Here is a 22,063-nt window from a genome sequence, read left to right on the forward strand (position 1 = left end):
ACGGGCCATGACCAAGTTGCAGTCGCCGTTTGTCGGCGCGGAAGCATTGTCGAGCGGGATCATCGCCGAGCGGGCCATGCGTCGCCAGTACGAGCCGCTGTACCCGGGCATCTACGTGCCGCGCGGTGCCGCGGTGTCGGCGCAGATGCGGGCGCGGGCGGCGTGGCTGTGGTCGAAGCGCCGCGGCGTCGGCGCGGGGCTGTCGGCGGCTGCGATGTTGGGCAGCAAGTGGATCGACGGGTGCGAGCCCGCCGAACTGATCCACGACAACCGCAGGCCGCCGCCGAACCTCGTGGTGTGGTCCGAACGACTGTTGGAGAACGAGATCGTCGAGTGCACCGACATGCCGGTGACGACGCCCGCGCGCACGGCATTCGACCTCGGCCGTCATATAACGTCTCGACTTCAGGCGGTGCAGCGACTCGACGCGCTGGCGAATGCCTGCGACATCAAGCGCATCGACATCGAAGAGGTAATCGCTGCCCACCCCGGTGCGCGCGGCCTGCCGCGGCTGCGGCGAGTGCTTCCGCTGGTGGACGGCGGCGCCGAGTCGCCGCAGGAAACCCTGGCGCGGCTGATCCTGATCGATGCGGACCTGCCCGCGCCGCGCACGCAGTTCGAAGTGTTCGACGAGTACGGGCAGTTCGTCGCGCGTCTCGACATGGCCTACGACGAGGTGCAGGTCGGCATCGAATACGACGGCCCGCAGCATTGGACCGATCCGGAGGTGCGGCAGCGCGATATCGACAAGCAGTACGCGTTGGCCCAGCTCGGTTGGATCGTCATCCGGGCGAGCCGCGACCTACTGCGCTATCGCCGCCGCACTTATGTCGCCCGTGTCGAGGGCGCGCTGCGTGCGCGCGGCTTTCGTTTGTGAATCTGGCGACGGTGGAGGCCCGATTTGCGTCGCGGGATGCACAAACGAGCGGTGGGGGTGCAGCGGGCTAGCAGAAGAGGGCTAGCGCTTGAGCAACGCCTCGGTCGCCGACAGCAGCGCGCAGGTCGCCAGGCCATCGATGGCCTCGCGCAGGTCGGGCAGTGACGGGAACGTCGGAGCGATCCGAATGTTCTTGTCTTCCGGATCTTTTCGATACGGGAACGACGCGCCCGCCTCGGTGACGGCGATGCCCGCGTCCTTGGCCAACGACACGGTGCGCCGCGCGGTGCCCGGAAGCACGTCGAGGTTGACGAAGTAGCCGCCCTTCGGCTCGGTCCACGACGCGATCTTCGACTCGCCCAGACGGTCCTCGAGGATCTCCTGCACCAGCGCGAACTTGGGCGCCAGCAGCTGCTGGTGGCGCTGCATCTGCAGGCGCACCCCGTCGGCGTCGCCGAAGAACCGCAGATGCCGCAGTTGGTTCACCTTGTCCGGGCCGATCGACTTCTTGCCCGCGTGCTGCAGATACCAGGCGATGTTGGCCAGCGAGCCGCCGAAGAAGCTGACCCCGGCACCGGCGAAGGTGATCTTCGACGTCGACGCGAACACGTAGGGCCGATTCTGGTGGCCTGCCGCGGCGGCCAGCCCCAGCACGTCGATCTGCCGCACCGACTCGTGGGTGAGCGTGTGCACGGCGTAGGCGTTATCCCAGAACAACCGGAAATCGGGTGCGGCCGTGCGCATTTGGACGAGACGGCGGACGACTTCCCACGAGAACGTGACGCCGGTCGGGTTGGAGAACACCGGAACGCACCACATGCCCTTGATGGCCGGGTCGGCGGCGACGAGCTCCTCGATGAGGTCGACGTCGGGGCCGTCCTCGCGCATCGGGACGTTGATCATCTCGATGCCGAAGCTCTCGGTGATCGCGAAGTGGCGGTCGTAGCCGGGCACCGGGCACAAGAACTTGACGACCGGGTCTTTACTCCACGGCCGCGGCGAGTCGACCCCGCCGTGCAGCAGCGAGAACACCACCACGTCGTGCATCAGCTCGAGGCTGGCGTTGTTGCCCGCGATCAGGTTCTGCACCGGGATGCCCAGCAGCTCGCCGAAGATCGCCCGCAGTTCGGGCAGGCCGTGCACACCGCCGTAGTTGCGGGTGTCGGTGCCCTCCCCGTCGCGGTAGTTCTCACCGGGCAGCGTCAGCAGCCCGTTCGACAGGTCCAGCTGCTCGGGAGACGGCTTGCCGCGGGTCAGGTCAAGTCGCAGTTTCTTGGCCTGCAGCTCGGCGTAAGCGGCTTTCTGCTGTTCGTGCTGGGCCTGCAGTTCCTGCCGGCCCAGGGAGTGAAACGACACCATGCACCTTTCGCCGTCGGCAAGCCGTGAAGCTGGAAGTCTCAATTTGAGGAGGAAGGGGACCCCGCGCACCCGCTAGAGCCCGTTGACCCTTGCTGCCTTCCGGCCCTGGGGGAGTTCACAGGATAGACGCCGCGCGGGGTCCACCAGGAGTGTAGTACGCCGACGATGGGCGACTCGATCGGCAAGGTTGGCAAGTCGGTTACCATGGCCCGCGGAGGATTCGCCTAGTGGCCTATGGCGCTCGCCTGGAACGCGGGTTGGGTTAATAGCCCTCGCGGGTTCAAATCCCGCATCCTCCGCACTTGGTCCGAGGAGCGACCAGTGGACAAGACCACCACCTGGTCGCTCCTCGGCCAACAGAAATCCCCGGAGGAGGAGTATGAGCCGCAAGGTTGCGGTGGCTTGGCACGCGTCGTTCTCGATCGCGGCCGGCGTCTTGTACTTCTTCTTCATCCTTCCGCGCTGGCCTGAGCTGCGCGGAACCACGTCCTTCACGCTGGGAACGGTGCTGCGCATCGTCGCGGGCGCGTTGATCGGGCTGGCGGCCCTGCCGGTGGTGTTCACGCTGCTGCGCACCCGCAAGCCCGAACTGGGCACCCCGCAGCTGGCACTGACCCTGCGGACGTCGTCGATCGCGCTGCATGTCTTCGCCGGCGTGCTCATCGTGGGGACCGCGATCAGCGAGATCTGGCTTGACCTCGACACCGCAGGTCGCTGGCTGTTCGGCATCTACGGCGGGGCCGCCGCGATCGCCCTGCTCGGCATGTTCGCCTTCTACCTCGCCTATGTGGCCGAGCTGCCGCCGCCTCCGCCGAAACCGGTGAAGCCGAAGTCGCAGAAGAAGCAGCGGCGCCGCGGCCGCAAGAAGGCCGAGGAGACCGCCGAGGCAGAAAAGGCCACCGGGGACGCTGAGGCCACCGACGCCGAGGCCGACGACGCCGAGGACACCGGGGCTGAAGACACCGAGGCTCACGAGCAGCCTGATGAGCAGCCCACCGAGGTCAAGGCCGAGGACAAGGTCGAAGAGGCCGAGAAGGCCGACGAGCCTGACGAGGACCAGAAGGCCGACGACAAGGCCGACGAAGCCGCCAAGACCGAAAAAGCAAAGGCCGACGAGAAGACCGACGAGACGGCCGAGGAGCAGGTCAACGGCGCCGAGGCCGGCAACGGCACCCTGCGCAACCGGCGCACATCCGGGAGAATTACCTTGCGTCGGCGCAAGCGCTCACGCGGCGGCGTTGCTGTCGACGATTAGCGTCACGTCGACAGGGAAACCACTCATTGCCACGATGTAATGAGAAACCGTTCCTAGCCGAAAGTGTCTATATGGCCCGCTTGCACTGGTATCGCTTGCTGATCGCGTTTGCCGCGGTGATGGCACTCGTGGCGCCGATCCGCCCGGCGATCGCTGGGGCGGCGCCGTTGGACACCGCGATCTCGACTGTGGAACCGGCCGTCGTCCAGATCGACACCACCATCGACTACCAGCACGCCGTCGGCGCAGGCACCGGCATCGTGCTGAACCCCAACGGCGAGGTCCTGACCAACTTCCACGTCGTCCAGGGCGCCGACGTGATGACGGGCCACAACGTCGGCACCGGGCAGAGCTTCCCGATGGACCTGCTCGGCTACGACCGCACCCACGACATCGCCCTCGTCCAGCTGCGCGGCGCCTCCGGTCTGCCCGTCGCGCCGCTGGGCAATTCCGACACAGTGTCCGTCGGTGACCTGGCGGTCGCGATCGGCAATGCGAACCCGGGTGGGCCGCCGACGCGGGAAGCGGGCACGATCACCCAGCTCAACCGCACCATCGAAGCCAAGGATTCGCTGACCGGCAGCTCCGACGAACTCAACGGCCTGATCGAGGTCGCGGCCAACGTCCGCGCAGGCGACTCCGGCGGTCCGCTGGTCAACGAAGCGGGCCAGGTCATCGGCGTGACGACGGCGGCGACAGTGAACTACCGGTTCGCACCCGGCGGCAAGGGTTTAGCGATTCCGATCAACCAGGCGCTCGCGATCGCCGATCAGATCCGGTCGCGGGTGCCCTCGGACACGGTGCACATCGGTCCGCCCACGCTGCTCGGCGTCGGTGTGGCCGCCGGCGACCAGGATCCCGACGCGCCCGGCGTCGTCATCCGCGAGGCGCTGCGTGGCGGCCCCGCCGATCAGGCAGGTCTCGTCGACGGCGACATCCTCACGAGCATCAACGGTCAGCGGCTGAACTCCGCGACCGAGCTGACCCGGATCCTCGACCGCTACTACCCCGGCGATGTCGTCGACCTGACGTGGATCGACCGGACCGGCCAGCAGCGCACCGGCAAGGCCACGCTCGTCGCAGGTCCGTAGAGCTCACAAACGCAGGTTGTACCGCCAGAAGACGGCGGCCAGCACCGCGAGTCCGACGCCGATCGCCAGCACCACCAGCGGATTGCCAATTCCCAACGCGGCCAAGACAAATGCGATCACCGCGGCCACGGCTGGTGTCCGCCACGTGTAGTTGTTGAACCGCAACTCGCTGCGGAATGCCATGACGTGTTCGAGAAACGTCTGCGGTAGCTTCTCGTCGACGAGTTCGGAGGCCAACCCGAACCGCTCGGCCAACATCAGCCAATCCTTTTCCACGGCAGAGTAATCGGACTTCCTGCCCTTGGTTTTCATGCGCCATTCGCCGGGCGGCGGATGCGGCTGGACGACCATGGTTTCCATGCCGGGCCCCTCGATGATCAGCACGGGGATGCCGAGGGCGTTCGCAGGCGTGACCGTCACCTCGGTAAGCGGCGCCGTCGCGATGAGAGCGTTGCTGTCGCCCTCGAATAAGCGGACGGCGTCACCGGTGACCTCGAGCGCCAGAGCAGGCTCCTGGGAGTTCCAATGACGGACCCGATAGAGCAGGGCGCGAACAGATTTCGCCGACCCGACGGGCGATCCCGCGTCACGCTGCTGCATTGCCAGTTGGCCGGCCGCCAGTTCAAGGAAGGCGTTCACCTCGTCTGCGTTGTAGCTCCGCGAACCGCTGGACGCCTCGGGGAAGGCCACGCTGCGGATCTGTTCCGCGGTAAGCGAACGCCGACTCGGATCCCGCAACGCGGCCTCGATCCGGTCGAGAAACACGTCGACTTCGCCCTCCCGGTAGCCGCGCTTGCCCGCCGGCGGCGGTGAGAAGGCGACGTTGTGCACGTCCTCGGCGGTGAGCCGGGGAGTCGCCTGCGCCGGGTCCTGCTCCATCGGCGAATGGTCTCACCGCCCCGCCTCGGGCTGTCGGAAACGACCAACTCAGCCGCACTGATTTCCTATGCTGAGCGAGTGCCAAACACCACGCAAAACACCACCCCCCACCGGGTCGTCCAGTGGACGACGGGAAATGTCGGAAAGAGCGCCGTCGAGGCGATTGCGAAGAACCCGAACTACGAGCTTGTCGGCTGCTACGCGTGGTCGGCCGACAAGGTCGGCGTCGATGTCGGCGAGCTGGCCGGTATCGAGCCTCTCGGCGTCACGGCCACCAACGACGTCGACGCGCTGCTGGCGCTGAAGCCCGACTGCGTCGTCTACAACCCGATGTGGATCAACGTCGATGAGCTGGTGCGCATCTTGTCGGCGGGCGTCAACGTCGTGACGTCCGCGTCGTTCATCACCGGTCACAACCTCGGCGACGGCCGCGACCGCATCGAGGAGGCGTGCAGGCAGGGCGGCTCGACGATCTTCGGCTCGGGCGTCAGCCCCGGCTTCGCCGACGTGCTGGCCATCGTGGCCGCCACCGCGTGCGACCGCGTCGACAAGGTGATCATCGCCGAGTCCGCCGACACCACGCTCTACGACTCACCCGACACCGAGCGCCCGGCCGGCTTCGGCATGCCGATCGACGATCCGAACCTGCCGCCGATGGCAGAGAACGGCACCGCGGTGTTCGCCGAGGCCGTGCGGCTGGTCGCCGACTCGCTCGGCGTCGAGCTGGACGAGGTGGTCTGCGAGGCTGAATACGCCCACACCACAGAGGATCTCGACCTCGGCTCGTGGGTGATCAAGGCCGGCTGCGTGGCCGGCGTGTTCGCCAGTTGGCAGGGCCGCGTCGGCGGCAAGACCGTCGTCGACCTCAACGTGCGGTGGCGCAAGGGTCAGACGCTCGACCCAGACTGGAAGCTCGACGGCGACGGCTGGAAGATCACCATCGAAGGACGGCCGACCGTCAACATGCAGGTCGGCTTCCTGCCGCCGCCCGACATGATCGAGAACATGAAGTCGATCGAAGACCTCTTCGTCATCGGCCACATCATGACGGCAGTGCCGCCGATACATGCGATTCCGGCCGTTGTCGCAGCCGCGCCGGGTATCGCAACCTACAACGATCTGCCGCTCCCGCAGGCACGCGGCACGGTGCCTGCGGGCGGCTGACCAAACGCTAGGGCTCTCCTAGATGCAGGCGCTGGCCTGCGCGTAGCCCAACGGACCCTGGATGCCGATGCACGCATCGACGGGATCCCAGTGGCGTGGGCCAGGGCCCCTCCACCACCGATCATGGCCGGGGCCGTGGCCGTGACCGTGGCCCGGCGGGTGCTCAGCGATCACCAGCGGTCCCTCGGGTACCGGTGCGACGGGCGCCGCGTTGGCAACCCCCGCGCCGATCCCGACGGCGCCGAAGGCCAGGCCCGCGGACAGGAGAGTTCCTGCTGCTACGGCTTTGAGATCGATCATGCTTATCCCCTCGGCAAATGTGCGTACGGTACAAGGCGCCGGATATACCGTTTGGCGCGCCCCGTCGGCCAAAGAGGTTGCAAATTCACATCATTCCGGCGTCCGATACGTCACTATACCTCGCCGCTAAGGTCTGCGACGCTCACCCCGGACCCGCCTGTGAGTGGGTTTGCTCCGGCTGCGCGCCTGCCTGATAACCGCTTCTCGCGTGCGTCGCTGCGGCCGTCGCCGGACCCGGTTCGACGACGGGTAAGAAGACGATCTGTGTGACCGATGCGTCAGCCGACGATCTGTGTGACCGACGCCTCAAGGTGTGCGTTCGGCGGCCCCTCCAGCGGCACGTCCTGAAGCACGCGGGCCTGCCCGGCGCGGACCGTGAAATCGCCGACCTGCGGCTGATGCCCGCCCTTGACCTCGTAGACGACCTTGATCTCTTTGTCGGGCAGCGGGTGCAGTCCAAGGTATTTGGGCTCGATGCGATAGCGGTACAGGCATCCGTTCGGCGCCGAGCAGTTCTGGTCGGTCACCACGACACCGATCTGGAACTCCGCCGGCGTCGGCACCTTCGGTTGCTGCTGCGCCGCGGGCACCCGCGCCGTCGGCGGGGCCGGTGGTGTCCTGTCGGCGGTCAGCACCGCAATGGTGACACCGAAGCCCGTGGCGACCACAGCGAAGATCGCCAGCACAGCAACGACGCGACGAGCGTTCATCGGGGCTCCATGTGCCCAGATTGCACCAGGATCGGCTGTCGCGTCGGCCGAATGAAGTAGTCAATTACGCACGCACGCGGAAAATTGAGGTTCATTGTTTAATGCATGGCTACACGCGGGAGCCGACGGACCACCGCGGCCGTCGCAAACTGTCAGTGAGTCGCGTCATGCACGAACAGCTCGCGGGCTACATCTCCGGACCGGTCAACGCCGAAGACCTCGCCGTCGCTCCGGGCGGGCAGTGGGTGCTGACATCGGGCATGACGGGGCCGACGGCGCCCCTGGGCCACCTGTACGCGGTGAGGGTCGAGGACGGGGCGTCCAGCGAGATCTTCCCGTACGGCGCCTCCTACGCGCTGGACACCGAAAGATTCGCCGCGCAACCGGATCTCGACCCGTTCCGGTTCCGCCCGCAGGGCATCGACGTAACGGTTCAGCGCGACGGCCGCACCGAGCTCTACGTCGTCAGTCACGGAGCCGCCGAGTCGGTCGAGGTGTTCGAGGTCGACCTCGACGAGCCGCGCCCGACACTGAGATGGCTTGGCGGGGTGGCGCTTCCGGGCACCGCAGTCGGCAATGACGTCGCCGCGGTCGGCGACGGCTTCATCGTCAGCACGACGGGAGACCCCGACGGCCTCCGCTCCATCAGCGTCGAGGACGCGATGGCCGGACGCGACACCGGAGGCGTGCTGGAGTGGTCGCCGGGGGCCGGCTGGACGACACTGCCGGGCACTTCGATGAACACGGCCACCGGTGTGGCCATCTCATCCGACGGTGACTGGATCTACATCGGCGGCTGGAACTCCCGGTGTATCAGGAAGGTTCAACGGGGGACCCCCGACCCGATCAGCACGACGGTGGAGGTCGGCATGATGGTGGACAACCTGACGTGGGCGGCGTCGGGCCATCTCCTCGCCGCGGGCACCTATGGCACCAGCATGCAGGAGTTCCTGGCCAGCCACTTCGGCCCGAGCCCGCGGCTGGGGTTCCCGTCGCGCGTGCTTCGCGTCGATCCCGACACGCTGGCCACCGAGACGCTCGTCGACTACGGGCCCGATACCTTCGGCGCGGCCACCACGGCGCTGCAGGTCGGCCGTGAGATCTGGGTGGGCACGGCCCGCGACCAGGGCCTGGCGCGATTCCGCTTCCCCGCGCCGAACCGCGCCTTCGGGCCCCAGTCATGAAGTCGGCCGGGGGTCAATCCTGTTGCCCTTCTCGTCCCAGTGCGCCGCTACCTTCTTGCTGGGCTGCACGCGCGGGGGCTCGCCCGGCATCTTCGGGTAATTGGGCGGGTAGGGCAGATCACCGAGGCCGCGCTCCTCGTCGGCCTTCACCATCTCCAGCAGGGGTTCGATGGACTGCGCGACGGCGTCGAGGTCGGCCATGGCATCACCACGCTCCTTGACGATGTCCGGGACGGTGGCGATGGTGAAGTCGTCGGGATCGGCGTCGCGTAAGTCGTTCCAGGACAACGGCATTGACACGGTCGCAATCGGTGTTTTGCGCGCCGAGTACGCCGATGCGAACGTGCGGTCGCGGGCATTCTGGTTGTAGTCGATGAACAGCCGCTCGCCGCGCTCCTCCTTCCACCACGACGTGGTGACCGCGTCGGGCGCGCGCCGTTCGACTTCGCGGGCCAGCGCGATGCCTGCGCGGCGAACCGCGATGAAGTCCCATTCTGGCTTGATGCGCAGGTAGACATGCACCCCGCGACCGCCGGACGTCTTCGGAAAGCCGATCAGGCCTAATTCGTCGAGCAGGGGTTTGAGCACCTCGACGGCGATCGCGCTGGCTTCGGCGAATCCGGTGCCGGGCTGCGGATCCAGGTCGATGCGCAGTTCGTCGGGGTGTTCGGTGTCGGCGCAGCGCACCTGCCAGGGGTGCAGCGTCACGGTGCCCATCTGCGCCGCCCAGACGATCGCCGACGGATGCGTGACCCGCAGCGCGTCGGCCGTTCGACCCGACGGGAACGTCACCACACAGGTCTCCAGATAGTCGGGACGCTTCTGCGGCACCCGCTTCTGGTAGATCTCCTCGCCCTCGATGCCGTCGGGGAACCGCTGCAGATGGGTGGGCCGGTCGCGCAGAGCGTTCAGCAGCGGCCCCTTTCCCACGGCCATGTAGTACTCGACCAGTTTGCGTTTCGTGCCGCCGCTGCCCAGCTTCGGAAAGTAGATCTTGTCCGGATTGGTCAGCCGAACCTTGATACCGTCGACGTCGAGTTCTTCTGCAGGCGTTGCCATCTCAGGACTCCAGCACGTCGTAGAGGTCGTAGTTCAGCGGCACGTCGAGTTGGTCGAAGGTGCAGCTTCGCGGGTCCCGGTCGGGGCGCCAGCGGATGAATTTGACGGCGTGCCGGAATCGGCGGCCGTATTCGGAGTTGCCCTCCATCTGATCGTAGGCCACCTCGCAGACCTTCTCCGGGCGCACCGGGATCCAGCGCTTGTCGGCCGCCGAATTCCACCGGCTGAGGTCGCCCTCGCGCATTTCGTCGCCTTCGCGTAGCGGCTCGAGCTCGGCGAGCAGCTTGAGCCGATCCTTGGCGGTGAAAGACGCTGCGCCGCCGACCATTTGCAGCTCGCCGTCGTCGCGGTAGAGCCCCAGCAGAATCGAGCCGATGCCTTCGCCGCTCTTGTGGATGCGATACCCCATCGCCACACAGTCGGCGTCACGGGCGTGCTTGACCTTCACCATCTCCCGCTTGCCCGGCAGATACGGCCCGTCGAGCCGCTTGGCGATCACGCCGTCGAGCCCCGCGCCCTCGAATTCCTCGAGCCACTGCGCGCCGAGCGCCGGATCCTCGGTGGTGCGGGTGACGTGACACCACTGCTTCTCGGTCACGGCCTCCCGCAGTGCCTCGCGACGAACGCGGAACGGCTCCTTCAAAAGGGACTTGTCGTCGACGGCCAGGGCGTCGAAACCGATGAAATGGGCGGGCGTCTGCTCGGCGAGCAGCTTGATACGGCTTGCGGCGGGGTGGATGCGCTGGCTGAGCGACTCCCAGTCCAGCCTGATCCGGCCGCCGATCTCTCGCGGCACGACGACTTCTCCGTCGAGCACACAACGCGGCGCCACCTCCTCGCGCAGCGCGTCGAGCAACTCCGGGAAGTAGCGGCCGAGGTCTTTGCCGTTGCGTGAGTGCAGCACCAGCTTGTCGCCGTCGCGGAACACCAATGCACGGAACCCGTCCCACTTCGGCTCATACGACCACACTCCCGCGTCGTCGGGCACTTTGGCCTGGGCCTTGGCCAGCATCGGCTCGAGCGGCGGCTGCACGGGGAGATTCACACGGTCCATACTCGACTAGACCTCCGACGCCCGGCAATGTCATCGAAGGCGGCGACAATGGTGCGATGCAGCTGCCCGTCATGCCGCCGGTGTCGCCGATGTTGTCCCGGTCGGTGCCGACCATTCCGCCCGACGCCTTCTACGAGCCGAAGTGGGACGGTTTCCGGTCGATCTGTTTCCGCGACGGCGACGAGGTGGAGCTCGGCAGCCGCAACGAGCGCCCGATGACGCGGTACTTCCCCGAACTGGTCGCGGCGGCGCAAGCCGAGCTGCCGCAGCGCTGCGTGATCGACGGCGAGATCGTCATCGCCACGGCGGGCCGACTGGACTTCGAGGCGCTGCAGTTGCGGCTGCACCCGGCCGCTTCGCGGGTGCAGATGCTCGCCGAGCAGACGCCGGCCCACTTCATTGCCTTCGACCTGCTCGCGCTCGGCGACGAGGACTACACCGGCCGCCCCTTCAGCGAGCGCCGGGCCGCGCTCGTGGCGGCGCTAGCGGACGCGAGGAGCAGAAAGACAGAAGCGGACGCGGGTCCGGCGTTCCACGTCACGCCAGCCACCACCGATCTGGCGACCGCGCAGCAGTGGTTCGACCAGTTCGAGGGTGCCGGGCTCGACGGCATCGTCGCCAAACCGCTGACACTCACCTATCAGCCCGACAAGCGGGTCATGTTCAAGGTCAAGCACGAACGCACCGCCGACTGCGTCGTCGCTGGATACCGGTTGCACAAGTCCGGCGCCGATGCGGTGGGCTCGCTGCTGCTCGGGCTCTACAAGGAGGACGGGACGCTGGCCTCGGTGGGCGTCATCGGCGCCTTCCCGATGGCCACCCGCAGGCAACTGCTGACCGAACTGCAGCCGCTGGTGACCACGTTCGACGAGCACCCGTGGAACTGGGCCGCGCACTTCGCAGGCGAGCGCACGCCGCGTCGCAACGAAGGCTCGCGATGGAACGCCGGCAAGGACCTGTCGTTCGTCCCGCTACGCCCGGAACGGGTGGTCGAGGTGCACTACGACCACATGGAGGGCGAACGCTTCCGCCACACCGCGCAATTCAACCGGTGGCGCCCCGACCGCGACCCACGGTCGTGCACCTACGAGCAGCTCGAGCAGCCGGTGACATACAAGCTCGGCGACATAGTCCCTGGACTGTGACGACAGGGACTTGACCTCAAGTTCAGTTGAGGTTGCAGGCTCGACGCATGGAACAAATACTCACCGACCTCTGGCAGACCCGCACCGACTCACCCTTCCCCGGGCTGACGACCCACGCCTACCTGTGGACCGGCGCCAATGCGCTGTTCTATTCGGTGGCAACCGATTCCGACTTCGCAGAACTCGACCGCCTCGGCGGCGTCGCGGCCCAATACCTGTCGCACCGCGACGAAGCCGGACCGATGCTGGCGAAAATCGCGGCCCACTTCCACTCCTCGTTGCACGCTCCCGCCGCCGAACTCGCCGAGATCGGCAAGCACTCCCACATCGACGTGGCGCTGGGCAGCCGTCATGTCGACGTCAACGGCATCGAGATCATTCCGACGCCGGGCCACTCCCCCGGCAGCACGTGCTATCTCGTCAACGGCGCCGAGGGACGCTACCTGTTCACCGGCGACACCCTCATCCGAAACGAGTCCGGCGCGTGGTGGGCGGGCTACCTGCCCGGCCACAGCGACGCCGCCGCGTTGGCGTCCAGCCTGCGACTGCTGCGCACGCTCGAACCCGACGTGGTGATTTCCAGCGCATTCCAAGGTGACTCCGCCGTGCACCGTATCCAGCGCGAACGTTGGGCCGAGCACGTCGACGAGGCGTTGGAGGGCCTGCCCGCCGGTTTGGCGAAGCGCTGATCGGGCACCCCGAATGCATGTCTGTAACCGCATTTCAAGATCTCCCGCTGGCGGATCGTGACCGCGAGTGGGAGGGCGACGCCGCCGAGAAGCGGGTCCGCGACTGGGCAGGCGCCGAAGACGAGCCCAACCAGAAATACCGCGACGCGCACGTCTGGTACGACAGCGACAAGAAGGACAACTTCACCGCGTACAAGCTGCTGATCGCCGACGTCGTCGACGGCAAACTGAAAGCCGTCCCCCGCGGTGTGATGGCGGCGGGCGCCATCATGGACGGCGCTCGCGGCGGCATCGATCTGCCCGAAGACGACATCGATCGGGTGAAGAACCACCTGGCCAAGTACTACAAGAAGATGGGCGACACCGCGCCCTGGGAGCGTTAGTCCGCTTCGGGCGCAGCGTTAGTTCGCTTCGGCGTACAAGTGAACCAGACCGGACGCCACGGCGAAGCGTGGGCCGTGCACGCCGTCGACGTTGGCCCGCCCGACGACCATGTCGCTGCCGCGCAGCGTCTCTGCCACGGTGCGCAGCAGCTCGTCGTCGAGCGCGCCGCCGCCCGCAAGCAGCAGTGCCGTCGACGGCCGATCAAACACCGGCAGGCATCGTGCGATGTTCGCCGCGACGGTTTCGCGCTTGATCGCAAGCCGCAGGCTGCGCCACTCCTCGGCGGCCAACCTGCCGGAAAACGGTACAAGGCCTGCGGATCCGCGGGTGCACAGCCGCCCGATGGCGTCCGCTTGCGCCGGATGGTCCAAAAACACGCGCCGCCCGTCTTCTTCGTGTGCGAGGTGCGGGCTTTCCACCCGCACCGCGGGCGAGCGCTTCACCTGCTCGGCGAGGGCGCGCGGGATACCGAGCACCTTCGCAACGGCCACGGTGATGGTCTCGCCTGCGCCTGCGGCGACGACGGTGCGTTCGGCGTCAACCAAATCAATTGTGCCGCCGCCGATGTCGCACACGACGGAACCCGGTGGTAGACCCGGCGTGCTGCGCGCGCCGTAGGCGGCGGCCTGGGGTTCGGTCGTCAGGGTGTGCGCCGGGCGACCGGTCAACTCGGTGAGGGTGGCCGCGGCGTCCGCGGCGGGATCGGCGGCGAGTATCGCGACGACGGTGCCTCGGGTGTCGGCGATGCCTCGCCGCAGCCATGTGCCGTCGTCGATCGATGCCAGATCGGTGAAATACAGGTCGTTGACCGCGATCTCGCTTTCGGCGGCGGGGATCGCCTGGATGCGGATGCGACGCGCGCTGCCAGGTGGTTGCGACCGCAACACGCTCTGCGCCTGCGCCGGGGTGTAGCGGACTTTCTCGCCGTCGATCAGGCAGTCGACGTAATCGTCGTCCGGCGCAGGCGTTTCCGGCGGTTCGGTTCGCACGGTCACCGCGATTGCCTGCGAGTCGGCCAGTTCGCGCGTGAACTCCGCGACGTCACGTATCCGATCGTGGCCCAGTTGCAGGGCCGCCGACAGCGCGATGGGGTCGGCCATCGCGCGGTAGGCCGATCCTTCCGCCACCACTTCGATGGCGACCAGGGCTCCCGGCTGTAGGCCGTCGAGGTCGACCTCGTCGACGACGGGAATGTCGATCGGGATGCGGTTTGCGATCAACACGGCGTCGTCTTGTTCGGCGATGACCCCCGCCACATTCCATCCGCGTTCGATCGCGCGCTTCAGCGCTTCGGCCGCGACTTCGAAGTCGGTGGCGGCGTTGACGGAAATGATTGCGGGATCGGCCGATACAGCGCCCTCAAGGTCTTTAAGCGGCACGTGCCTGCCGACGGCGGACCCGGCGCCTGCCGGTGTTCGCGCGTCCGGTCGACGCAGGCTGCGCACCGGCGAGCGCGGCGAGGTTGGCGGCGGCAACGGTGCCGTGGACGTGTCGACGGGGCGCAGGGTCGCCAACAGCAGTTCGTCGACGGTGACGCCGGCCTCGACCTCCAATTTGTGCAGCAGCGCCGCCGCGCCCTCCAGCGATTCGCGGGATCCCTTGCGTCCGCGAGTGGGCGCGTGGCCGTGTGTCAGCGGTTCGGCTGAGCCACCGCCGATGCGGGCCAGGACGATCTCGGTGGTGTGGTTCCCGACGTCGATGCCGGCGACTACGGTCACGGGCGTCAGCGCAGCAGGCCGCGACGGGCATACACGACCGCTGCCTGCCTCACCAACTCCGCACACCGCTCGGCGCCACGCGCCTCGAGCGATGCCCGCAGCGCCTCGAGCTCCTCCGACGTCGACCGATGTGGTCGCAACGCCTCGTACAGCGCCATGACTTCATCGCCGTCGAGGCTGGTCAATTCCGCTGCGCGCAAGAAGTTCTCGGCGAGTTGCCGGTTGCCGTGCGCCTGGGCGACCGCGGCCTGGTGCGCCAATGTGGCGGGGTCCATCCGCAAATCGGAAAGCGAAAGCTTGCCGTCCACGGCGGCCTGCACGGTGAACTTGTCGTCGGTCATGTCCTCGTCACCTTCACCGTCACCGGCGGCTGGCCCGGCTCGCAGAGCTCGCGTTCGAGCGCGACGAGCGCCACCGTGCGGGCCTGGTAGCGCGCCGAGATCGATTCATCGGTCCCGCCGGTGAGGATCGGGACCGGCGTCATACCCTTGGCGTGGCGGCCCGCGTTCTTGCCGAGTTCGCGGTACATCTGGGCGGTCAGCTGCGGCGCCACGCTGAACAGCTCCAGGTTGGCCAGCGGGGTGAGGTCACGCCGGTGGATCACCGCAGTTCCCTTGCCCTGCAGGCCTATTCCGATTCCGGATCCCGACAGCCGAGCGGCGGTCAGCCCGATCAGCCCGACGTCGATGGTCGACCGCACCCTGACGAGTCGCGAGACGCAGCCCTCTTCCTCGAGCCCAGCCTGGATCTGGCGCAGCGCCTCGCCGACCGTCAGGCCGCTCAGGGTGAGCCAGACGGAGCGCGCGAACGCCGGCGATAGTCCGATGCAGACTTCGCGCGGATCGCTGCCCTGCTGCGCCTGCTCGATCTCGGTGACCTCGAGGTGGCCCCGATGCTGATCCTGGTCGGCGGTCAGTTCCGCCACGGTGCGCTGCTGGCGGATGCCCTCGATCTCGGCGCGCCGCTCATCGCTGAGCACATATCCGGTGCCCGGCCCCGAATAGTCGTTCGGGTCGGTGATTTTCGACAGCACCCGGAACTGGTCGTCGAAGATCGCAGCCGTCTGAAGCTGGTCGCCCTTGAGGCGCTCGCGGGTCAACCGCATGATCGCCTCGGCTTCGTCGTCGTATCCGGTCCGCTTGAGTGACGCGATCACGTCGAACACTGTGAGTTGCCGCGCCTCGATCGCCGCCGCCGCTTCGGCGACCATCCGCGGATGCCCCGGCGACAGGTCGCGGGACCCGTTGGCCCGCACCACCTCGTCGACGCGGTCGTCGTCGTAGTCGGCAAGGCCGAGATCGCGGTAGACGGCCTGCACCGCGGTCGCCGCACGCCTGCGCACCTGCGCCAGGTGCTCGGCCGAAACCGTGCGCAGTCCTCCGTCGGCCGCCCAGTCCCGTTGCAGCACAAGGTAATCGTCCATGTCGTCGGAGTTGAAGTTGGACAGGGCGAAGGCGTTGTCGTAGCGCGGAATCGACCCGAAGCCGGAGAAGATGAAGTCCGCGCCCGCCAGCAGCACAGGCAGCGTGTGGGCGCTGCGCCGGATGTCGGACTCCGAGATCAGATTGTCGTTGCCTGCGCACGATTCGAGATCGCGCAACATCACCATCAAGTTCTCGGCGAGCAGTTCCTTCATGCCCTCGGGAACCGAGGAAACAACGCCGACGCCGTCGATGCCGCCGTTCTGCACACCCTGTGCGCCCAGCGCGCGGGCCAGCGACACACACCGCGATTCGAGGTAGAGGATCGAGCACTTCTCGGCCTCGCCCATCAGCACCTCGGCCCCGCCGCCGCTGGTCACCCTCATCTTCAGCCCGCGAGACGCGTAGGCGGACGTCAAGATGGCCTTCGAGAACGGGGTGTCGTCACCGTCGACGAAGACCTGTTCGGTGCCGTACAGCGAGATCGTCTCGGCGTAGCTGGTCAGGCCGCGCAGGCCGAGCCGCAGTTCCAGCGCCTCCTCGATCGAGCACTGCGCCATCGCGCCGTGAACTCCGACCTGGCTGCCGATCAGCAGCGCGACTGCGTTGGACGGCGCGTCGCCGAGCACCGGCACCGTGGTCTCGACCTCCCGGAACCCGTATGCGACCGCGCTGGCGGCGTCTGCGGCGATCAGCAGGGGATCGTCGAGTTGGTTGGTGACGTGCGCCTGATTGCTCGGTGTCCTCCTGGCGCGCATCTTGCTCATCGCCATCTGCATCTCGACAGGGCTGAGCATCGCGACGACGCGTGCCAGCTTGGCCGGCGTGGTGCCGCCGATCAGCCGCACGACCTCGGCGCGCGGCACGTTGAGGTCGACCGTCATCCGGGCCAATGTCGCGTCGTCGAGCGCCATGGCCTCCTGTGCGGCGTCGAGATCCAGGCCGTAGCGGGCGATGAACTCGTCAATGACGTCGAAGTCCTTGACGGGCTTGCCGTCCAACTCCACTACCACGCCGTCGCGCACCGCCAGCGACGGTTCCGGGTCGTGCGGGCTGGCCATTGCGACCAGCCCGAGCTGGGGGTTCGGAACGGAAAACCCGTCCAGGTTGACGGGTTTTCCGTCGAGCACGCGCATCCGTCCAAGCGCCCCCGCATCGGCTGTGGAGTCGCGATCTCCTTCGCTCACTGAACTGACGGCACTCCTAGGTTCGTTCTTCGGTCTCGTCGTAGACGATGCGGCCGATCAACTCGTAACGCACCGGGTCACGGTACTTGAAGTAGAGAGCAATCGCGCCACCCAGGACGAACAATCCGACGACGATCCACGGCGTGGCCTTGAACAGTATGGTGCCCGCCGCCGCACCCGCGGCTTCCTCCCTGTGTTGGAACAGCAGGCTGACGACGTAGAGCATGCCGAGGCCGCCGAGCAGCGGTGCGACCAGCGTCTTGAACCAGTGCCTGCTTTCCTCGTTGTGGCCCCGGATGTGGAAGTAGCTGACGACCGCGAACGCACACAGCGACTGCACGATCAAGATCGCCATGGTGCCGAGGATCGCCAGCAGCGTGTACATGTGCAGGTACGGATCCATTCCCGCGGCGAGGAAAGACAGCACCAGCACCAGCGCGATGCCGCTCTGCACCATCGAGGCGATGTGCGGCGAGCCGTGCGTCGGGTGGGTCCGGCCGATGGTGCGCTGCAGTGTCCTCGAAAGACCCTCGCGGCCAAGGGCATAGATGTAGCGCGATGCACAGTTGTGGAAAGCCATGCCGCAGGCGAAGGAGCCCGTGCACAGCAGGATGTTGAACATCGACACCGCCCATTCGCCGTAGTACTGGCGAACCGGGCCGAAGAAGATGTCGCCTGCGGTGTCGGCGTCTTGCGCGAGTTGGATGGCGTTCTCGGTGCCGGTGCCCGCGATCGCCATCCAGGAGATGAACACGTAGAACAGGCCGATGCCGAGGACGCTCGCGATGGTCGCAATGGGAATGATCTTCTTCGGGTTGCGCGACTCCTCGCCGTACATGGCGGTCGACTCGAACCCGACCCACGACCAGAACGCGAAGAACAGGCCGAGTCCGGCGCTGGCGCCGACGATTCCGGCCGCCGGTGAGAACGCGCCCGCCAAGTTCAGCGTCTTGCTGACCTCGAAGCCGTTGGGCCCGCCGCCGTGGATCAGGACGGCGAACGCGCCGAGCGACAACATCACGACCTCGGTGATCAGGAAAACGCCGAGAACCTTGGCGGCGATGTTGACGTCGTAGTACGCCAGCACCGAGTTCACGATCAACATGGCCAGTGCGGGCACGACCCAGTGCACGTGGAAGCCGAAGAACGTCTCAAGCAGGGTTTGGGAGAAGAACGCGAAGATGCCGAGCAGCGAGGCCTCGAAGACCACGTAAGCCATCGTGATGATCGCGCCACTGGCCATTCCCATGATGCGGCCGAGGCCGTGGGCGATGTACCCGTAGAACGCGCCGGTCGCGGTGAGGTGCTTGGCCATCGTGGCGTAGCCGATGGCGAACAGCGTCAGGACGATGGTCGCGACGGCGTAGCCGGCCGGCGCAAATGAACCATTTCCGAAGCCGACCGCGATCGGAACATTGCCGACCATTGCGGTGATGGGGGCGGCGGTAGCCACCGCCATGAACATCACGCCGACGATGCCGACGGCGTTCGGTTTCAGTCGATCGACGTCGTTCTTGGGCTTGTTATCGTCGCGTTTGATGACTTTTTCGGTCATTGCCGGGTGCCTCCGAGCGGTCGAAGGAAATCGAGTGTGGCGTACACCACTGCGTGGCCCCTAGGAGTTTGGCACTACCAAATGACTCCCCGCAAGAGATTCCAGCGAACTCGTCGCTACATATGTGGACCATTGAGGGCCATTGACACAAATGGTCCACCCTTTTTATGGTGAGGACTGCCCTCAACTCCGCGGAGGAGCCGCATGTACGACTACGGCACGTTCTCGTTTGACTCCAAGGCCGAGGTGCTGGAGCAGTCGAAGACGTTCTGGAACCCGGGCAAGACCCAGTTCTGGATCGACGAAGGTGTCGACCTTGTCATCGACCGCCGCCAGGACTACTACCTGTGGGACATGTCCGGCAGACGCCTGATCGACATGCATCTCAATGGCGGCACGTACAGCCTCGGCCACCGCAATCCCGAAGTCGTGCAAGCGGTCAACGAGGCCACCGAGTACTTCGACATCGGAAACCACCACTTCCCGTCGGTGGCGCGCACTGCACTGGCGCAGCGGCTCGTCGAGTCGGCGCCCGCCTCGATCACCAAGGTGGCCTACGGAACCGGCGGCGGCGAGGCGATCGACATCGCGATCAAGAGTGCACGCCACGCCACCAAAAGCCGCAAGATCGTCTCGATCGTGAAGGCCTACCACGGCCATACCGGCCTCGCGGTGGCCTCGGGCGACGACCGATTCGCCAAGATCTTCCTCTCCGACCGGCCCGACGAATTCGTTCAGGTGCCGTTCGGCGACATCGACGCCATGGAGCGGGTGCTGTCGGCGAGCGATGTGGCCGCGGTGCTGATGGAGACGATCCCGGCGACGTACGGGTTCCCCTTGCCGCCACCGGGATATCTCGAGGCGACCAAGGCGCTCACGGAGAAGTACGGCTCGCTCTATATCGCCGACGAAGTGCAGACCGGGCTGATGCGCACCGGCGAGATGTGGGCGATCACCAAACACGGCATCGAACCGGACATCATCGTGACGGGCAAAGGACTGTCCGGCGGCATGTATCCCATCACCGCCGCGATGCTCAGCGACCGCGCCGGCCAGTGGCTCGACGAGGACGGCTTCGCACACATCTCGACGTTCGGCGGCGCCGAACTCGGTTGCGTGGCCGGAATCAAGACGCTGGAGATCTCAAGCCGTCCCGAGGTCCGCTCGACGGTGCACTACATCTCCGACTTGTTCGCACACGGTCTGCGCCGCATCCAGAGCGACAACCCCGACTGGTTCGTCGGGATCCGGCAGAACGGCGTCGTCATCGGCCTGGAGTTCGACCACCCAGAAGGCGCCAAGTTCGTGATGCGCGAACTGTACGAAAACGGGGTCTGGGCAATCTTCTCGACCCTGGATCCCCGTGTGCTGCAATTCAAACCCGGAATTCTATTGAGCCACGAGATCTGCGAAGACGTGCTGGACAGACTCGACGTCGCCGTGCGCAGCGCCGAAAAGGCCGCACGGGAACGGAGGCCATCATGACCAGCGCCGCGCAGGCGCGCACCCTGCTCGAACGCGCCAGGTGGGCCGCCCGCGCGTACTCCGACTACGACAAGGCCGCCGTCGCGGCGATCGTCACCGCGGCGGCCGACGCCGGTTATGCGGCGGCGCAGCGGTTCGCCGAAGCCGCCGTCGCCGAGACGGAGATGGGCGTCGTCGAGCACAAGATCATCAAGAACCGCGCGTGCTCACGGGGCATCGTCGAGTACTACCGCGACGAGGATTTCGTCTCTCCGCGAATCGACGCTGCACGCAAGATCGTCGAGATCCCGCGGCCCGCGGGCGTCGTTCTGGCCATCACGCCGACCACCAATCCGGTTGCCACCGTGTACTTCAAGGTGATGTTGTCGTTGATGACCCGCAACGCGGTGGTGGTGGCGCCGCATCCGCGCGCCAAGCGGTGTTCGGCCGACGCGGCGCGGGTGCTCGCCGAGGCCGCCGTGAACGCGGGTGCGCCGGACGGCATCATCCAGGTGATCGACGAGCCCTCCATCCCCCTGGTGGAGGCGATGATGGCCGACGAACGCACCGACGTCATCGTGGCGACCGGCGGGACCGGTGTGGTGCGGGCGGCGTACTCGTCGGGGAACCCGGCGCTCGGGGTGGGGCCGGGCAACGTACCCGTCTTCGTCGACGCCACCGCCGACATCAACGCCGCGGCGCAGCGCATCGTCGACAGCAAGGCGTTCGACAACTCGGTGCTGTGCACCAACGAGTCGGTGCTGATCGTCGAGGAGTCCGTCGCTGAGAAGTTGCGCGCCGCACTCACCCGAAACGGCGCCTATGTCCTCGACCGCGACGAGGCTGCGCTGTTGCGCGAGTACATGTTTCCGTTCGGGCGCCTCAACACCGACGTGGTCGGCCGGGATGCGGCGTGGATCGCGAGCCAAGCGGGCTTGCGGGTCACGCCGAAGACGCGCGTGCTGATCGCCCCGTTCGGACTGGTCGTCTCGGAGGAGTCGCTGGCGCACGAAAAACTGTCGCCCGTGCTCGGCATGACAACGGTCGCCGACACCGCACGCGGTATCCGCGCCGCGCAAGCCGTCGTCCGGATCGGCGGCGCGGGGCACTCCGCGGCGATCCACAGTGAAAACCCCTCTGTCATCGCTGATTTCGCTGCCGCCGTGCCGGTGTTGCGGGTCTCGGTCAACGTCGGCAACAGCACGGGCAGCGCCGGGCTGGAGACGAACCTGGCCCCGTCGATGACGCTGGGCACCGGCTTCGTCGGCAGGAGCTCGCTCGGCGAAAACCTGCAGCCGCACAACTTGTTGAACTGGATCCGGGTGGCCTACAACAGCGACGCCGACGTGCGGATGCCGAATTTCGCAGGCGTCTCGCCGTGGCGGTCACCGACGGGCCCGGTGCCGGAGTATCCGCGCCCGTCCAACGAGTGGGACACCCCGCCGCTGCCGCGCCACAACGGACGCGCCCCGACTCCGTCCCGCACATCCGAGCCGAGCATCGATGCGCTGCGCGCCGAGCTGCGTCGCCTCGTCGCCGAAGAACTCGCACAACTCATCAAGAGGTGA

At 66.9% G+C, this 22,063-nt stretch carries 20 protein-coding genes, 1 tRNA gene and 1 other RNA gene; 11 read left to right on the forward strand and 11 right to left on the reverse strand.

Annotated elements, in window-relative coordinates; translation table 11 throughout:
* Window positions 1-7 precede the first annotated feature (7 nt).
* Entirely contained in the window at window positions 8-877 is an 870-nt protein-coding gene (locus CQY20_RS11285; protein WP_097940164.1) for a hypothetical protein, read from the forward strand.
* An 81-nt stretch (window positions 878-958) separates the two neighbouring features.
* Here the strand turns inward: CQY20_RS11285 and CQY20_RS11290 are convergent, their stop codons facing one another.
* Together CQY20_RS11290 and ffs are read right to left on the reverse strand one after the other, a co-directional pair.
* Window positions 959-2,233: an aspartate aminotransferase type Ic gene (locus CQY20_RS11290; protein WP_097940219.1), complete on the reverse strand. Its 1,275-nt coding sequence runs from the start codon at window positions 2,231-2,233 to the stop codon at window positions 959-961.
* Between the two features lie 52 nt (window positions 2,234-2,285).
* Window positions 2,286-2,382: signal recognition particle sRNA small type (ffs, locus tag CQY20_RS11295), an RNA gene on the reverse strand.
* A gap of 67 nt (window positions 2,383-2,449) precedes the next feature.
* On the opposite strand from ffs, the gene CQY20_RS11300 reads away from it, so the two are divergent.
* From CQY20_RS11300 to CQY20_RS11310, 3 genes are all read left to right on the forward strand, one after another.
* Window positions 2,450-2,535, forward strand: a tRNA-Ser gene (locus tag CQY20_RS11300).
* An 80-nt stretch (window positions 2,536-2,615) separates the two neighbouring features.
* Complete coding sequence (gene lucA / locus CQY20_RS11305; RefSeq protein WP_097940165.1) at window positions 2,616-3,491, forward strand: lipid uptake coordinator LucA; 876 nt, start codon at window positions 2,616-2,618, stop codon at window positions 3,489-3,491.
* A gap of 71 nt (window positions 3,492-3,562) precedes the next feature.
* Entirely contained in the window at window positions 3,563-4,582 is a 1,020-nt protein-coding gene (locus CQY20_RS11310) for a S1C family serine protease (RefSeq protein WP_097940166.1), read from the forward strand.
* A 3-nt stretch (window positions 4,583-4,585) separates the two neighbouring features.
* On the opposite strand, the gene CQY20_RS11315 is transcribed toward CQY20_RS11310, so the two are convergent.
* Window positions 4,586-5,461, reverse strand: coding sequence for a DivIVA domain-containing protein (locus tag CQY20_RS11315; RefSeq protein ID WP_097940167.1), 876 nt, complete (start codon window positions 5,459-5,461; stop codon window positions 4,586-4,588).
* 78 nt (window positions 5,462-5,539) lie between these two features.
* Here CQY20_RS11315 and CQY20_RS11320 point away from each other — a divergent pair, with 78 nt between their 5' ends.
* Window positions 5,540-6,625 carry an NAD(P)H-dependent amine dehydrogenase family protein gene (locus tag CQY20_RS11320; RefSeq protein ID WP_234816201.1) on the forward strand — a complete coding sequence of 362 codons (1,086 nt, stop codon included), beginning with the start codon at window positions 5,540-5,542 and terminating at the stop codon, window positions 6,623-6,625.
* A gap of 18 nt (window positions 6,626-6,643) precedes the next feature.
* Here CQY20_RS11320 and CQY20_RS11325 read toward each other — a convergent pair whose 3' ends face one another.
* A complete protein-coding gene (locus CQY20_RS11325) occupies window positions 6,644-6,925 on the reverse strand; it encodes a hypothetical protein (RefSeq protein WP_097940169.1) in 282 nt (93 codons plus the stop codon).
* 278 nt (window positions 6,926-7,203) lie between these two features.
* A complete protein-coding gene (locus tag CQY20_RS11330; RefSeq protein ID WP_097940170.1) occupies window positions 7,204-7,635 on the reverse strand; it encodes a hypothetical protein in 432 nt (143 codons plus the stop codon).
* 167 nt (window positions 7,636-7,802) lie between these two features.
* On the opposite strand from CQY20_RS11330, the gene CQY20_RS11335 reads away from it, so the two are divergent.
* Window positions 7,803-8,819: a hypothetical protein gene (locus CQY20_RS11335; RefSeq protein ID WP_097940171.1), complete on the forward strand. Its 1,017-nt coding sequence runs from the start codon at window positions 7,803-7,805 to the stop codon at window positions 8,817-8,819.
* Here CQY20_RS11335 and ligD read toward each other — a convergent pair.
* Complete coding sequence (gene ligD / locus CQY20_RS11340) at window positions 8,814-9,878, reverse strand: non-homologous end-joining DNA ligase (RefSeq protein WP_097940172.1); 1,065 nt, start codon at window positions 9,876-9,878, stop codon at window positions 8,814-8,816. The genes CQY20_RS11335 and ligD overlap by 6 nt on opposite strands.
* 1 nt (window position 9,879) lies before the next feature.
* Complete coding sequence (locus tag CQY20_RS11345; protein ID WP_163701133.1) at window positions 9,880-10,932, reverse strand: ATP-dependent DNA ligase; 1,053 nt, start codon at window positions 10,930-10,932, stop codon at window positions 9,880-9,882.
* Between the two features lie 56 nt (window positions 10,933-10,988).
* Between CQY20_RS11345 and CQY20_RS11350 the strand changes: the two genes are divergently transcribed.
* From CQY20_RS11350 to CQY20_RS11360, 3 genes are read left to right on the forward strand one after another with little or no spacing between them, the layout of a single operon-like run.
* Window positions 10,989-12,077, forward strand: coding sequence for an ATP-dependent DNA ligase (locus CQY20_RS11350; RefSeq protein WP_097940173.1), 1,089 nt, complete (start codon window positions 10,989-10,991; stop codon window positions 12,075-12,077).
* 47 nt (window positions 12,078-12,124) lie between these two features.
* Window positions 12,125-12,766 carry an MBL fold metallo-hydrolase gene (locus CQY20_RS11355; protein WP_097940174.1) on the forward strand — a complete coding sequence of 214 codons (642 nt, stop codon included), beginning with the start codon at window positions 12,125-12,127 and terminating at the stop codon, window positions 12,764-12,766.
* Window positions 12,767-12,783: 17 nt separating this feature from the next.
* Window positions 12,784-13,149 carry a hypothetical protein gene (locus CQY20_RS11360; protein ID WP_097940175.1) on the forward strand — a complete coding sequence of 122 codons (366 nt, stop codon included), beginning with the start codon at window positions 12,784-12,786 and terminating at the stop codon, window positions 13,147-13,149.
* 18 nt (window positions 13,150-13,167) lie between these two features.
* Here CQY20_RS11360 and CQY20_RS11365 read toward each other — a convergent pair whose 3' ends face one another.
* From CQY20_RS11365 to CQY20_RS11380, 4 genes are all read right to left on the reverse strand, one after another.
* Window positions 13,168-14,877: a diol dehydratase reactivase ATPase-like domain-containing protein gene (locus CQY20_RS11365; RefSeq protein WP_097940221.1), complete on the reverse strand. Its 1,710-nt coding sequence runs from the start codon at window positions 14,875-14,877 to the stop codon at window positions 13,168-13,170.
* The gene (locus CQY20_RS11370) at window positions 14,874-15,209 is read right to left on the reverse strand and encodes a diol dehydratase small subunit (RefSeq protein WP_097940176.1); all 336 of its coding nucleotides are present in this window, start codon (window positions 15,207-15,209) and stop codon (window positions 14,874-14,876) included. Before CQY20_RS11370 ends, CQY20_RS11365 begins: the two co-directional genes overlap by 4 nt.
* Complete coding sequence (locus CQY20_RS11375; protein WP_097940177.1) at window positions 15,206-17,425, reverse strand: propanediol/glycerol family dehydratase large subunit; 2,220 nt, start codon at window positions 17,423-17,425, stop codon at window positions 15,206-15,208. Before CQY20_RS11375 ends, CQY20_RS11370 begins: the two co-directional genes overlap by 4 nt.
* Before the next feature lie 67 nt (window positions 17,426-17,492).
* Window positions 17,493-19,031 carry an APC family permease gene (locus CQY20_RS11380; protein ID WP_097940178.1) on the reverse strand — a complete coding sequence of 513 codons (1,539 nt, stop codon included), beginning with the start codon at window positions 19,029-19,031 and terminating at the stop codon, window positions 17,493-17,495.
* A gap of 204 nt (window positions 19,032-19,235) precedes the next feature.
* Here CQY20_RS11380 and CQY20_RS11385 point away from each other — a divergent pair, with 204 nt between their 5' ends.
* Both CQY20_RS11385 and CQY20_RS11390 read left to right on the forward strand, forming a co-directional pair.
* On the forward strand, window positions 19,236-20,516 hold the full coding sequence (locus tag CQY20_RS11385; RefSeq protein ID WP_097940179.1) for a class-III pyridoxal-phosphate-dependent aminotransferase: 1,281 nt from the start codon (window positions 19,236-19,238) through the stop codon (window positions 20,514-20,516).
* A complete protein-coding gene (locus CQY20_RS11390; protein WP_097940180.1) occupies window positions 20,513-22,063 on the forward strand; it encodes an aldehyde dehydrogenase family protein in 1,551 nt (516 codons plus the stop codon). Before CQY20_RS11385 ends, CQY20_RS11390 begins: the two co-directional genes overlap by 4 nt.

The sequence above is a fragment of the Mycolicibacterium agri genome, assembly GCF_002553505.1.
Classification (GTDB): domain Bacteria; phylum Actinomycetota; class Actinomycetes; order Mycobacteriales; family Mycobacteriaceae; genus Mycobacterium; species Mycobacterium agri.